The organism is Micromonospora sp. NPDC047620, from assembly GCF_043205005.1.
Taxonomy (GTDB): Bacteria; Actinomycetota; Actinomycetes; order Mycobacteriales; family Micromonosporaceae; genus Micromonospora.
The window spans coordinates 1-11,849 of record NZ_JBIDDG010000031.1; the positions used below are offsets into that span (position 1 = coordinate 1).

Sequence of the window (11,849 nt, forward strand, 5' to 3'; positions counted from 1 at the left end):
TGCCCGGCGCAGGGATCAAGCCTGACCGCCCGGAGCCGGGCACGGCGGGCCACACCCCCACCACCACGCACCGCAACCCAACACCCCACCACGACACGACACGACGGTAAGGATCAGACCGGGCGGAGGATGCCGAGGCGTTGGGTGGCGCGGGTGAGGGCGACGTAGAGGTCGCTGCGGCCCCGCGGTGACTCGGCCACGATGCGGTCGGGGTCGACCAGCAGGACGGAGTCGAATTCGAGGCCCTTGGCCTGGGCGACGGTGAGCACCACCACCCGGCTCTCCAGCTCCGGGTGCTCGCCCACGGCCGCCTCTGGCAGGGCGGCGGTGACTGCGGCGCCCAGCTCGTCGACCCGGCCGGCCGGCACGATCACCCCGAGCCGGCCGTCGTCGAGGCCGGTCGCCTCCCGGGTCGTCGCGTCGACCACTTCCGCCGCGAGCCGCTCCGGCGCCACCGCGCGGTCCCATGGCGGCACCCCGCTGGAGCGTACGGAGCGGGGCGGGCGCAGCGCCGGGTCGATCTCGGCTAGCACGTCGGCGGCGACGGCCATGATCTCGGCCGGGGTGCGGTAGCTGACGGTCAGCTCCTCCAGCCGCCAGCGCTGCGCCACGTACGGCTCCAGCGCGTCGGCCCAGGACGGTGTGCCGGCCAGCGCGCCGGTCTGCGCCACGTCGCCGACGATGGTCATCGAGCGGCTCGGGCAGCGGCGCATCAGCAGCCGCCACGCCATCGGCGACAGCTCCTGCGCCTCGTCGACGATCACGTGCCCGAACGCCCAGCTCCGGTCGGCCGCGGCCCGCTGGGCGGTGGTCAGCCGTTCCGCCTCCTCCTGCCGCTCCAGCAGGCGGTCGGCGTCGATCAGGTCGGTCACGCCGAGGATCTCGCCGCCGTCGGCCTCGTCCTCCACGTCGATCGACCGGGAGCCGCGGGCGATCTCCAGCACGCCCTCGGCGTACTCCCGTTGCATGGCCCGGATCCGCTCGCGGCGCGCGGCGGCGGCCCGCTCGTCCTCGCCGAGCAGCTCGGCCGCCTCGTCCAGCAGCGGCGCGTCGGCCGGCGTCCAGCCGCCCGCCTCGCGGTGCAGCAGGGCGCGCTCGGCGTCGGTGAGCGCGGGCGCGGCGGCGGCGATCCGCTCGGTGTCGGCGTACAGGTCGGCGAGCAGGCGCTGCGGGGTGAGCACCGGCCAGAGCCGGTCCAGTGCGGCCCGCACCTCGGGCTCCTCGCGCAGTTCGCGGCGGATCTCGGCGACGTCGGCCTCCTCCAGCAGGTTCTCCCCGCCCAGCGGGTCCGCGCCGATCCGCTCGGCGACCTGGGCCGCGAGCGCGTGGACGATCTCGACGTCGAAGAGGGCCCGGGCCAGGTTGTGCGGGCGCCCGGAGCGGCGGGCCCGGTCCCGGGCGGCACGAATGGTCTCCGGGTCGAGCCGGAGCACCTCCTGCTGCGGCAGCTCGATCTCCAGCGGCTCGTCGGGCACCCACTGCCGGTCCCGCACGGCGGCGGCCAGCACGTCCACCATCACCGCCCGGCCCTTCAGCGCGGCGGTCTCGGCGGGCTCGGTGCGCCGGGCGCTGACGCCCGGGAACAGGTCGCCCTGCGTCCGCAGCAGCACGCCCGTCTCGGCCAGCGCCGGCAGCACCTGCGAGATGTAGCGCAGGAACGTGGCGTTCGGGCCGACCAGCAGCACGCCCCGGGTGGAGAGCTGCTGCCGGTGGGTGTAGAGCAGGTACGCCGCGCGGTGCAGCGCCACCGCCGTCTTGCCGGTGCCCGGGCCGCCCTGCACCACGAGTACGCCCGGCAGGTCGGCGCGGATGATCCGGTCCTGCTCGGCCTGGATGGTCTCCACGATGTCGCGCATCCGGCCGGTCCGGCCGGCGTTGAGCGCGGCGAGCAGCGACGCCTCGCCGGTCAGCTCCTCGTGCGCGGTGGGGGAGGCGGTGGCGAGGTCCAGCACCTCGTCGTTGAGCGCGGTCACCTTGCGCTCCCGGGTGCGCAGGTGCCGGCGGCGGCGCACCCCCTGCGGGTTCGCGGCGGTGGCGAGGTAGAAGGCGCGGGCCGCCGGGGCGCGCCAGTCCATCAGCAGCGGGTCGTAGTCGCCGCTGGTGTCGAAGATGCCGATCCGGCCGATGTAGTGGGGGCCGCCCTCGTCGGTGTCGAGGCGGCCGAAGCAGAGGCCGTTCTCCACCGCGGCGAACTGCTCGACCTGATCTGCGTACATCCGCACCGCGCTGTCGCGCTGGGAACGGGCCTGCAGGGTGCCGCCGGTCGCCCGCAGCTCCTCGGTCAGCCGGCGGGACGCCTGCTCACGCAGCCCGTCCAGCCGCCGGTAGAGCATCGAGACGTATTCCTGTTCGCGGCCGATCTCGTCGTCGGACTGCAATTCAGCGGAATCGGCGGAATGCCTTGACAAGCCGTCTCCCAATTGGTTAGTATCTCTGTCGGAACGGCTTTTGAGAGCCGTTCCTTTTTGTTGCGCCAACTGGGAAAGATACCGCGCACCGGCCGTCCGGACCAAGCGCGCCGGGCCACGCCACGCGCCGCCCCCACAGACGAGTCGGGGGCCCGCCGCGTGGCGGACCCCCGTTCGCTCGACTCCGCTCAGCCCTTCGCCACCTCGTAGAGCCGCTCCGGGGTCACCGCCCCGGCGATCACCCGGCCGTCGTCGGTGAGCAGCACGCTGAACAGCTTCCCGGTGAGCAGCCGCCCGCTGCCCCAGTCGCCGCTGACCGCGGGCAGCGCGCCGAGCAGCGCCGCCGCCTCGCCGCCGGCGCCCGCCGCGGGGGCCTTGGCCGGGCCGCCGGGCGCACCGGCGTCGTCGAGCCGCGCGACCACCACCGTGCCCCAGCCCTCGCCGACCGTACGCACGTCCGGCCGCTCGCCGTCGCCCGCCCGGTCCTTGCGCGTGCCGGCCGGGCGTTCCCCGACCGTCTCCTCGGTCACCTTCACGCCGGGCGGCGGGTTGAAGGTGAACTGGTCGGCGTCCGGCCGGGCGTACGACACCTCGGTGAAGGCCATCTCGAAGGCCGGTCGGTCGCTGCCGTCGGCGAAGACCTCGAAGCGCAGCGGCACGTGCTCGCGTGCGTCGATGGCGATGCGCACCTGGTGCACCAGCGAGGCGGCGTCGCGCGGCGCGAGCACCAGCTCGTACGCGTCCCGCCCGGCGACCGTGGCGGACCGGCCGACGCTCACCTCGGTGCTCGGGTCGATCGCGGCGAGGGCCCGGTCGGCCGCGTCCTGCGGCGTGGCCGGCAGCTCCGGGGCGGCGGCCTCGCCCTCGCCCGCCGGCAGGGTGCGGTGGGTGGCGGCGTTGGCCCGGCTGTCCCAGGTCCACACGTCCCGACCGTTGCGGATGACGTCCCGCTCGCCGAGGGTGTCCAGCAGGGCGATCCGCTGCCGGTCCGGGCCGGAGTGCCAGACGCGCAGCGTGTGCGTGCCGGTCAGCAGGCCGGTCAGGTTGTCGCCGCCGACGAGCCCGGCCAGCGGCGGCAGGCCCAGGTCGGCGCGCTGCACGACCGTGCCGGAGAGCCCCTCCAGCCGGGAGGTCTGCAGGTCGACCAGGAGTTGGGCGGCGGTGCGCGGCGGCAGGCTCGGCTCGGCCTGGGCGGCGAACGTGCCGAGTGCGGCGCCGCCGCCGATGACGGTCACGACGGCGGTCGCCGGGACCAGCCACCGCAGGACGGGACGGCTCTTCAGGACGGACATGTGACACCTCCTGATGACATCCTGCCCGTTCGACCCTGTGAGGGTGCTGAGGACGACGGTACGACCACCCGCGCGGGGGTGGCACCCTTGACTGCGTGCGGGTGCTGGTGGTGGAGGACGAGTCCCGGCTGGCGTCCGCCCTGCAACGGGGGCTGCAGGCCGAGGGGTTCGCGGTGGACGTGGCGGCGACCGGCCCGGCGGGGCTCGACGCGGCGCGGCACGGCGGCTACGACGCGATGATCCTCGACGTCATGTTGCCCGGCCTCTCCGGCTACGAGGTGGTCCGCCGGCTGCGCGCCGAGGAGCACTGGCTGCCGGTCCTCATGCTCTCGGCCAAGGACGGCGAGTACGACCAGGCCGACGGGCTGGACTGCGGTGCCGACGACTACCTCACCAAGCCCTTCTCGTACGTCGTGCTGCTGGCCCGGCTGCGGGCCCTGCTTCGCCGCGGCGCGCCCGAACGCCCCACGGTGCTCGCGGTCGGCGATCTGCGGCTCGACCCGGCCCGGCGGCGGGTGACCCGGGCCGACGCCGAGGTCGCGCTGACCGCCCGCGAGTTCGCGCTGCTGGACTACCTGATGCGCCGCCCCGGCGAGGTGGTCTCCAAGACCGAGCTGCTGGACCACGTCTGGGACGCCAGCGACGAGACCGCGCCCAACGCCGTCGAGGTCTACGTCGGCTACCTGCGGCGCAAGATCGGCCGCGAACGGCTGGAGACGGTCCGGGGCGCCGGCTACCGGCTCGCCACGTGACGGGCGAAGGAAGGGCCCCTGCCGGTCGCCTCCGGCGCGGGAGGCGTCCCTTCTCCGCGCCCGGCGTGTGGGGGCTGGGGCGGCTGCGTGCCGCGCTCGGGCTGCGGGGGCGGCTGATGGTGGTCGGGGTGCTGGGCGTCTCGCTGGGGCTGGCCGTCGGCGGGCTGGTCCTGCTCGGCGTACTCGGCTGGTCGCTGCAACGCGCCGTCGACACCGAGGCGTTCCGGACCGCGGACGCCGTGGCGCTGTTGGCCGCCGAGGACGCCCTGCCCGACCCCCTGCCGGTGGCCGGGGGTCAGGTCCGGGTGCAGGTGGTCGACGCGCAGGGGCGGGTGCGGGCCGCCTCGATCGACGCCGACCGGCTCGTGCCGATGGTCCCGCCCGACCGGATCGACGCCGGCGCGCGGCAGCGGCTGACGGTGTCGGGGGAGCGGATCGACCTGGCCGGGCCGGTCCGGGTGGTGGCCGTGCCGGCCGGCACCGCCGCCGACCCGCTCACCGTCCTGGTGGCCCGCTCGCTGGCGGACGCGCGGCACAGTGGGCACGTCGTCCGGACCATCCTGCTGGTGAGCTTCCCGCTGCTGGTGGCCGTGCTCGCCGCCGTCGCCTGGCGGGTGGTCGGGGCCACCCTGCGCCCGGTGGAGACGCTGCGCCGGGGCGCCGAGGAGATCACCGGGCGCAACGGGGGCGGGCGGCTGCCCGTACCGGCCTCGCAGGACGAGATCCACCGGCTGGCGGTCACCCTCAACGGGATGCTGGGCCGGCTGGAGTCGGCCCGGGACCGGCAACGGGCCTTCGTCGCCGACGCCGCCCACGAGCTGCGCAGCCCGCTGGCCAACATCCGTACGGAGCTGGAGGTGGCCCGGCGGCTGGCCGACCGGACGGACTGGACGGCCGTGTCGGCGAACCTGCTCGCCGACACCGAGCGCCTTGGCCGGCTCGTCGACGACCTGCTGCTGCTGGCCCGCCTCGACGAGCGCCCGCCGGCGCGGGCCACCGGGCCGGTCGACCTGGGCGCGCTGCTCGCGTCGGTGGCCGGCCGGTACCCGTCCCCGCCGGTGCGCCTCGACGCGCCGGCGGCGCCGCTGTGGACCGAGGGCGACCCCGACGAGCTGCGCCGGATCCTGGCCAACCTGGTCGACAACGCGGTGCGGCACGCCCGGAGCGAGGTGGTGCTCGCGGCCCGGCCGGCCGGCCCCGGGGACGCCCCGGCGCTGTTCACCTCCGGCCCGGGCGGCGGCGGGCGCTCCGTCGACGGTGGGAGCGGCGGAGCCCGGTCCACCGGCGCGGGGGGCGGCGCGGCGGCGTACCACCTGGTGACGGTGACCGACGACGGGCCCGGGATCCCGGCCGCGGACCGGGAGCGGGTGTTCGGCCGGTTCACCCGGCTCGACGACGCGCGGGCGCGCGACGACGGGGGCGCCGGGCTCGGCCTGGCCATCGTGCGCGAGCTGGTCCGCCGGGCCGGCGGCCGGATCGAGCTGACCGACGCCCGGCCCGGCGGCGACGGCGGCCCGGGGCTGCGGGTGCGCCTGCTGCTGCCGGCCCTGCCCGACCCGGAGCGGCCCTGAGGGGACGCGCGCCCGTCGCCGCCGCGCCGACGGCAGCTCCAGGGACGCGGCCAGGGTGGCCGGGCCGCCCGCCCGGGTCTTGCCGATGCGGTCAGCGGCGGCGGGTGCAGACCTCCTGCGCCCGCGCGATCGTGTCGGTGGACCACACGACGGCGACGGTGAAGCAGTAGTCGGTGCTGCGGTTCAACCCGTAGACGACGAAGTCGGTGGTGCCGGCGGGCAGGTTCGCGAACGCCGTCTGGACCTGGCCGGCCCGGCCGCCCGAGATGACCACCGGGCCCTCGCCGCCGGCCGGGTACGTCCAGCGCAACGCGACGTTGTCGCGGTTGTCGCGCAGGGTGACGGCGCCCGGCGGGGTGCCGGGGGAGGCGACCGCCCCCGCCGTCGGGCCGGCAGCCGACGGGCCGGTGCCGGCCGGGGTCGAGGCGGGCGCGCCGGTCGCGGCCGGGGGCGCCGGGTCGTCGTCGCCGTCCATCCCCGCCACCCCGGCGATCACGGCCGCCGTGCCGAGCAGCACCACCGCGACGCCGCCCACGACGAGGGGCAGCAGCCGGTTGTCCCGCCCGGTCGGCGCGCGGTGCACGGGCACCGGCAGCAGCCGCGACGGCTCGTACGGCTCGTACGGCTGGTACGGCTCCTCGGGCGCGCCGTGCGGGCGGACCCGGTGCACCCCGTCGGCCTCCTCGGCGGCGCCGCCGGCCAGCGGTACGACCGACGGCGGCACGGCGCTGTCGGCGGGCCCGTCCCCGGCGTCGGGCTCCGGGGGCCACCAGCCCCGCGCCGGGTCCTCCGCCGGCTGCCGGGGATTCGGCACCGGGTGTGACTGCCCGGCGACCGGCTCGTACGGGTCCGGCTCGTCCGGATGGTAGCCCGGCTGCGAGGGGTGGTACGCCGTCGACGCGTCGCCGGGGGGCGGGGTGCGCGCGGACGGCACGATCGGGCCGTCCGGGCCGACGGGCGCGGTGTCGGCGCAGACATGGTCCGGGCTGGCGGCCGCACGGGCGAGCGTCGCCACCTGCGCCGCCAGCGGATCGTCGGCCGGAAGGTGCTGCCGGCAGAGCTCCCGGGCCAGCGCCAGGTTGTCGTGCGCCTCGGCGAACTGCCCACAGTCGCGCTGCATCGCCCCGAGCCGCGCCAGCATCTTGATGCCGCTGGGATGCCCGTCGCCGTAGACCTCGCGGTGCAGCTCCCAGGCGTCCTGGAGCCGGTCGCGGGCCACCTGGCACTGGCCGCGCGCGTACTCCACCGTCGCCAGGTCGGCGTGGGCGGCGAGCACCCGCAGCGACTCCGGGCCGTCCAGGGCGGTCAGCTCGATGATCACTTCCTGGTAGAGCCGGGCGGCGCGGGACCAGCTCCCGACCCGGTGCAGCACCGCCGCCAGGGTGGCCGCGGCGGCCACGGTGCGCTGGTCGGAGCGCCCGTGCAACCTGTTCGTGGCCGCGTACGCGAAGGCGGCCCAGCCCCGGGCGGAGTGTGGTTCGCCGAGGGCGACCAGCACGCGGGCCTGGAGGCTGGCGGCCTCGGCCAGCTCGGGCGTGGCGTTGGCCGGGCGCGGGTCGGCGTCGGTCAGCGCGTCGGCGAGCAGCCGCTGGGCGCCGGCGAGGTCGCCGGTGGACACCAGGTGGTGCGCCTGGTCAGTCAGTTCCCCGAAGCCGGAAGGCACGCCCCATCGTGCTCACCCGACGACGGTAAGTACAAGACCCGGACCGGAGTGGATTGGTCAGGATCCGGTCAGGTGGTCGACGAGCGCCTCGCTGATCCGGCGCAACTGGTCCACCTGGGCGGGGCTCAGCGCGTCGAACAGGTGCCGGCGTACCCCCTCGACGTGGCCGGGCGCGGCGGCGGCGAGGGTCGCGAAGCCCTCGTCGGTGAGGACGGCGATCTGGCCGCGCCGGTCGGAGGGGCACTCCTCGCGGCGGACCCAGCCGGCCGCCTCCAGCCGGGCCACGGCGTGCGAGAGCCGGCTGCGGGAGGAGCCGCTCGCCTCGGCGAGGTCGCTCATCCGCAGCCGCCGCTCCGGCGCCTCGGAGAGCCGGACGAGAATCTCGTAGTAGGCGTGCGGCATCCCGGCGTCGTGTTGCAGCTCGCGGTCGAGCGTCTCCATCAGCGCGCGGGAGGCGGTCAGGAAAGCACGCCAGGTGCGCTGCTCGTCCGGGTCCAGCCAGCGGGTCATGGCCACCATCATACGCCCGGTAGTTGAAGGTTCAATCAAATCGCGCTAGCGTCGGTGACATGGGAATCCACCGCCTCAACCACGCCGTGCTCTACGTCAGTGACCTCGCCCGCAGCGTCGCCTTCTACCGCGACGTGCTGGGCTTCCGGCAGATCCCGATGACCCCGGACGGCTTCCGGGGCGCCGCCTTCCTCCAGGCCCCCGGCTCCACCAACGACCACGACCTCGGCCTGTTCGAGGTCGGCCAGGGCGCGCGCCGCTCCGCCGCCGGCCGCGGCACCGTCGGGCTCTACCACCTGGCCTGGGAGGTCGACACCCTCGACGAGTTGGCCGTCACCGCCGAGCGGCTCGCGGCGGCCGGCGCCCTCGTCGGCACCTCCGACCACGGCACCACCAAGAGCCTCTACGGGCAGGACCCGGACGGCCTGGAGTTCGAGGTCGTCTGGCTGGTGCCCGCCGACCGGCTCGACGACGCCGCCCTGGCCGCCCGCAAGCGGATCGGCCGGCTCGACCTGGCCGCCGAGCGGCGGCGCTACGGCGGCCAGACCCGCGGTGGGGTGGGCATCTCCGTCCCGGCCTGAGCCGGCCGTCCCGGCGGATCCCCTGCCCGGCCGGCCCCGGGCGAGGCCGCCCTCCGGCCGGGCGTCGAACCGCCCGGCCCCGGGAGCGGCCTCCGGCCGGGGCGTCGAACCGCCTGGCGGGGGAGCGGCGTCCGGCCGGGGGGCGGCGTCCGGCCCGGGTTGCGTGCGGTAGAACGGCAGCATGCCGACCGACGCCGTCCTGCGCGAGCTGCTCGTCCGACACCTGGAGACCTGGCTGCCGGGGGCGCTGCACCGCGCCCGCCGGGTCACCGTCGCCCTGGCGTACGACGACGGCGACGCCGACTCCGCCGAGGCCGCCCTGCGGGTGGTCGCCGAGTACGCCGACCGGCTGCGGGGCCGCCAGCTCACCGTGCTCGTGCTCGCCGCCGGCACCGAGGAACTGCCGGCCCGGCTGGGCGCGGTGGAGGCGGACCTGCCGGCCGAGGCCACCGTGCACCTGGTGCCCGGCGGGACCGCCCGGCTGCCGGTGGCGCTCAAGGCGGCCGGCGCGACCGGCGGGCCCCTGCTGTCGTACGTGGACGGCCCCGCCGACCCGGCCGTGCTGACCGCCGCGGCGGCCGGCAGGCCGGCCGAGGTGCTGCTCGCCACCGCGCCCGGCGCATCCGCCCGGGGCGCCCTCGCCGACGCCGGCTTCCCGCTGGCGACCGAGGTGGAGCTGGTGCCCGCCGACAGCGGGCCCGCGCGGCTGCTCGCCTTCGCGACCGGCTCGGACAAGAGCCTGGAGGCGTTCAAGGAGGCGCTCTGGGCGGTCGACGAGTTCGCCGGGGTCCGCTACCGCGACCCGGCCGACCCGGCGGGCCGGCTGCTCGACATCGCGCTGGCCCCCGAGCCCGGGCCGCTGCGCCGGGAACTGCTGGCCGAGCTGGCCCGCTCCGGCCCGCGTACGGTCACCGAGCTGCGCCGGTACGCCCTGACCGCGACCGTCTACCGCTCGGCCGACGCCGTCCGCGCGCTGACCGGGCTGCTCGGGGCGGGGGAGGTGACGCGCGACCCGGAGCACGGCCGGCTCGGCGGCGACGTGGTCGTCACCGGCCGGGACGCGCGGTCGACTCCCTGACCGCGTCGACGGGTTCGCCGCCGGCCCGTTCCACGCCGAACCCCTCCGCGCCGGCGCCACACCTGGGCGACGGCGCCGCTCTTCCTCGACGGCGCCCCTCCTCGGCCGGTGGCGGCCCGAACGCCGAGCGGGGTGCCGGTGGAGACCACCGGCACCCCGCGCGACCTCGGGACGTCACGCCCGGGACTTGTCCTGCTTCCAGGACAGCGGGCCCGGCAGGTCGACCCGGTGCGCCCTGGCCCGGGAGTTCCAGGACCAGCGACCGATCTTGATGCTCCAGGACGAGAAGCCGTTCTCGGTGAAGTTCAGGATGATCGGGCCGTACTTCTTGCGCTTGCGGAACATCAGACCCATCACGGGGCTCCCTTCGGTTCCCTTCCCTGCCCTGACGGAACCGAACATGCCCGCAGCGCCGATTTCCGAAACCCGTCCCGGTCTGTCGTGGACGGTGTCCGCAGCGCCGGAAATCCCTATCCACCAGGTGGGTGTTGCGGGTCGGTGAACCCTGGTGCAGATGCGGCTGCGGCAAGTCGACCCTGATCGACCTGCTCGGCGGGCTGTCCCGGCCCACCGGCGGGCAGGTGCTGGTCGACGGCCGGCCGGTCACCGGATCTGGGAGCGCACCGGCAAGACGGTCGTGTTCGTCACGCACGGCATCGACGAGGCGGTCCACCTCGGCCGGCGGGTCGCGGTGATGACCTCGCGGCCGGGCCGGATCAAGCAGGTCGTCGACATCGACCTCGGCGACCGCGACGCCGTGGCGGACGTCCGCTTCTCCGACGCCTTCCGCCACCACCGCCACCAGATCTGGACGCTGCCGCGCGACGAGGTCCGCGCCGCGCAGGCCGCCCCTGGTCTACCACCGCGGCGGCTACATCGGCCGCGCGCCGGCGTGACCGGCTCGGCGGCGGGCCTGCGCGCGGCGGACGGGTGCACGTACGCCCGGCGGGGAGCCAGCTCGCGCTGGACCGGGCCGCCCAGGACCTGCTGTAGGCGGTGACCGCCGGGGAGGCCGCCGGGTGTCTCAGGCGGGGGCGCGGTCGACGGCGAGGACGCGGGTGACGCTGCCGTCGTCCTCGGCGATGTCGCGCTCGTGGACGAAGCCGAGCTTGCCCAGCAGCGCCAGCGAGGCGTGGTTGGCGTCGGCGACCGTCGCGTACACCCGGGGCAGGCCGAGGGCGTCGAAGCCGTACCGAACCAGGGCCCGGGCCAGCTCGGTGCCGAGGCCGGCGCCCCAGGCCGGCTTCGCCAGCGCGTAGACGAGCTCGTGGCCGTCGACCTGGTCGGTCCGCTTGATCTCGGCGTGCCCGACGTACCGGCCCTCGCGGCGGACCGCCCAGACGTCGAAGAGGTCGGCCGCGTAGACCTTGGTGAAGACCCGCCCGAACAGGGCGCCGGCCGCCTCGGCCGTCATCGGGCCGTCGCCCATGAACCGGCCCACCTCCGGGTCGGTGAAGAGGGCGACGAAGTCCTCGGCGTCGTCGGGCCGGTAGGGCTCCAGCAGCAGCCGGTCGGTGTGCAGGGTGGGGGTGGGCATCAGCGCGGCTCCCAGGCATCGGGCAAAGCGGTCAACCTACGCACGTGGGCGGGCAGCCGGCCACTGATTATCTCCGCGAGGCTCACCTCGTCGACCACCCGTCGCACGGCCGCCCGCACCGCCACCCAGAGCCCGGGCAGGTTCTCCGCCGCGCCCTCGTAGCTGGTCTCCTCCGGGCGCAGGCCGCGGACCCCGGCCAGCGGACCCTCCACCGCGCGCAGCACCGCGCCGACGGTCACCTCCCGCGGCGGCCGGGCCAGCGTGTAGCCGCCCTCCGCACCGCGCTGCGCCCGGACGACGCCGGCCCGCCGCAGGTCGGCCAGCACCGCCTCCAGGAACTTGCGCGGCATGTCCTGCTCCGCCGCGATGGCCTGGGTGGAGAGCAACCTGGGGTACGCGGTGGCGAGGCTCAGCGCCGCCCGTACCGCGTAGTCGCCGCGCGCGGAGATCTGCACCC

At 76.2% G+C, this 11,849-nt stretch carries 13 protein-coding genes; 6 read left to right on the forward strand and 7 right to left on the reverse strand.

All coding sequences use genetic code 11. The features are described 5' to 3' along the window. Positions 1–113: 113 nt before the first annotated feature. Entirely contained in the window at positions 114–2,333 is a 2,220-nt protein-coding gene (locus tag ACGF5C_RS28255; RefSeq protein ID WP_393306553.1) for a HelD family protein, read from the reverse strand. A gap of 263 nt (positions 2,334–2,596) precedes the next feature. Then, a complete protein-coding gene (locus tag ACGF5C_RS28260; RefSeq protein WP_393306435.1) occupies positions 2,597–3,700 on the reverse strand; it encodes an outer membrane lipoprotein carrier protein LolA in 1,104 nt (367 codons plus the stop codon). A 95-nt stretch (positions 3,701–3,795) separates the two neighbouring features. On the opposite strand from ACGF5C_RS28260, the gene ACGF5C_RS28265 reads away from it, so the two are divergent. Both ACGF5C_RS28265 and ACGF5C_RS28270 read left to right on the forward strand, forming a co-directional pair. Then, entirely contained in the window at positions 3,796–4,452 is a 657-nt protein-coding gene (locus ACGF5C_RS28265) for a response regulator transcription factor (protein ID WP_350685874.1), read from the forward strand. Positions 4,453–4,517: 65 nt separating this feature from the next. After that, positions 4,518–6,023, forward strand: coding sequence for a sensor histidine kinase (locus ACGF5C_RS28270; RefSeq protein ID WP_393306437.1), 1,506 nt, complete (start codon positions 4,518–4,520; stop codon positions 6,021–6,023). Positions 6,024–6,114: 91 nt separating this feature from the next. Here the strand turns inward: ACGF5C_RS28270 and ACGF5C_RS28275 are convergent, their stop codons facing one another. Together ACGF5C_RS28275 and ACGF5C_RS28280 are read right to left on the reverse strand one after the other, a co-directional pair. Continuing rightward, on the reverse strand, positions 6,115–7,686 hold the full coding sequence (locus tag ACGF5C_RS28275; protein ID WP_393306439.1) for a tetratricopeptide repeat protein: 1,572 nt from the start codon (positions 7,684–7,686) through the stop codon (positions 6,115–6,117). A 57-nt stretch (positions 7,687–7,743) separates the two neighbouring features. After that, entirely contained in the window at positions 7,744–8,205 is a 462-nt protein-coding gene (locus tag ACGF5C_RS28280; protein WP_393306441.1) for a MarR family winged helix-turn-helix transcriptional regulator, read from the reverse strand. A gap of 50 nt (positions 8,206–8,255) precedes the next feature. On the opposite strand from ACGF5C_RS28280, the gene ACGF5C_RS28285 reads away from it, so the two are divergent. Together ACGF5C_RS28285 and ACGF5C_RS28290 are read left to right on the forward strand one after the other, a co-directional pair. Next, on the forward strand, positions 8,256–8,777 hold the full coding sequence (locus ACGF5C_RS28285; RefSeq protein ID WP_393306443.1) for a VOC family protein: 522 nt from the start codon (positions 8,256–8,258) through the stop codon (positions 8,775–8,777). A gap of 181 nt (positions 8,778–8,958) precedes the next feature. Next, on the forward strand, positions 8,959–9,855 hold the full coding sequence (locus ACGF5C_RS28290) for a hypothetical protein (protein ID WP_393306445.1): 897 nt from the start codon (positions 8,959–8,961) through the stop codon (positions 9,853–9,855). A 174-nt stretch (positions 9,856–10,029) separates the two neighbouring features. Here the strand turns inward: ACGF5C_RS28290 and ACGF5C_RS28295 are convergent, their stop codons facing one another. After that, entirely contained in the window at positions 10,030–10,209 is a 180-nt protein-coding gene (locus tag ACGF5C_RS28295; RefSeq protein ID WP_350706667.1) for a DUF4236 domain-containing protein, read from the reverse strand. Positions 10,210–10,340: 131 nt separating this feature from the next. Here ACGF5C_RS28295 and ACGF5C_RS28300 point away from each other — a divergent pair, with 131 nt between their 5' ends. Continuing rightward, positions 10,341–10,550, forward strand: a complete 210-nt coding sequence (locus tag ACGF5C_RS28300) for an ATP-binding cassette domain-containing protein (RefSeq protein WP_393306448.1) — start codon at positions 10,341–10,343, stop codon at positions 10,548–10,550. Next, positions 10,493–10,855: a hypothetical protein gene (locus ACGF5C_RS28305; protein ID WP_393306450.1), complete on the forward strand. Its 363-nt coding sequence runs from the start codon at positions 10,493–10,495 to the stop codon at positions 10,853–10,855. Before ACGF5C_RS28300 ends, ACGF5C_RS28305 begins: the two co-directional genes overlap by 58 nt. A 24-nt stretch (positions 10,856–10,879) precedes the next feature. Here the strand turns inward: ACGF5C_RS28305 and ACGF5C_RS28310 are convergent, their stop codons facing one another. After that, a complete protein-coding gene (locus tag ACGF5C_RS28310) occupies positions 10,880–11,392 on the reverse strand; it encodes a GNAT family N-acetyltransferase (protein WP_393306452.1) in 513 nt (170 codons plus the stop codon). Beyond that, positions 11,392–11,847 (reverse strand): Rrf2 family transcriptional regulator, encoded by a 456-nt coding sequence (locus ACGF5C_RS28315; RefSeq protein WP_357451554.1) that lies wholly within the window; start codon positions 11,845–11,847, stop codon positions 11,392–11,394. Before ACGF5C_RS28315 ends, ACGF5C_RS28310 begins: the two co-directional genes overlap by 1 nt. Between the last annotated feature and the right edge of the window lie 2 nt (positions 11,848–11,849).

Bases quoted from the DNA above. Each gene is read 5' to 3' on its own strand.
- ACGF5C_RS28255 (WP_393306553.1), bottom strand. From the start codon at position 2,333: ATGCTCTACCGGCGGCTGGACGGGCTGCGTGAGCAGGCGTCCCGCCGG.
- ACGF5C_RS28260 (WP_393306435.1), bottom strand. From the start codon at position 3,700: ATGTCCGTCCTGAAGAGCCGTCCCGTCCTGCGGTGGCTGGTCCCGGCG.
- ACGF5C_RS28280 (WP_393306441.1), bottom strand. From the start codon at position 8,205: ATGGTGGCCATGACCCGCTGGCTGGACCCGGACGAGCAGCGCACCTGG.
- ACGF5C_RS28285 (WP_393306443.1), top strand. From the start codon at position 8,256: ATGGGAATCCACCGCCTCAACCACGCCGTGCTCTACGTCAGTGACCTC.
- ACGF5C_RS28290 (WP_393306445.1), top strand. From the start codon at position 8,959: ATGCCGACCGACGCCGTCCTGCGCGAGCTGCTCGTCCGACACCTGGAG.
- ACGF5C_RS28295 (WP_350706667.1), bottom strand. From the start codon at position 10,209: ATGGGTCTGATGTTCCGCAAGCGCAAGAAGTACGGCCCGATCATCCTG.
- ACGF5C_RS28310 (WP_393306452.1), bottom strand. From the start codon at position 11,392: ATGCCCACCCCCACCCTGCACACCGACCGGCTGCTGCTGGAGCCCTAC.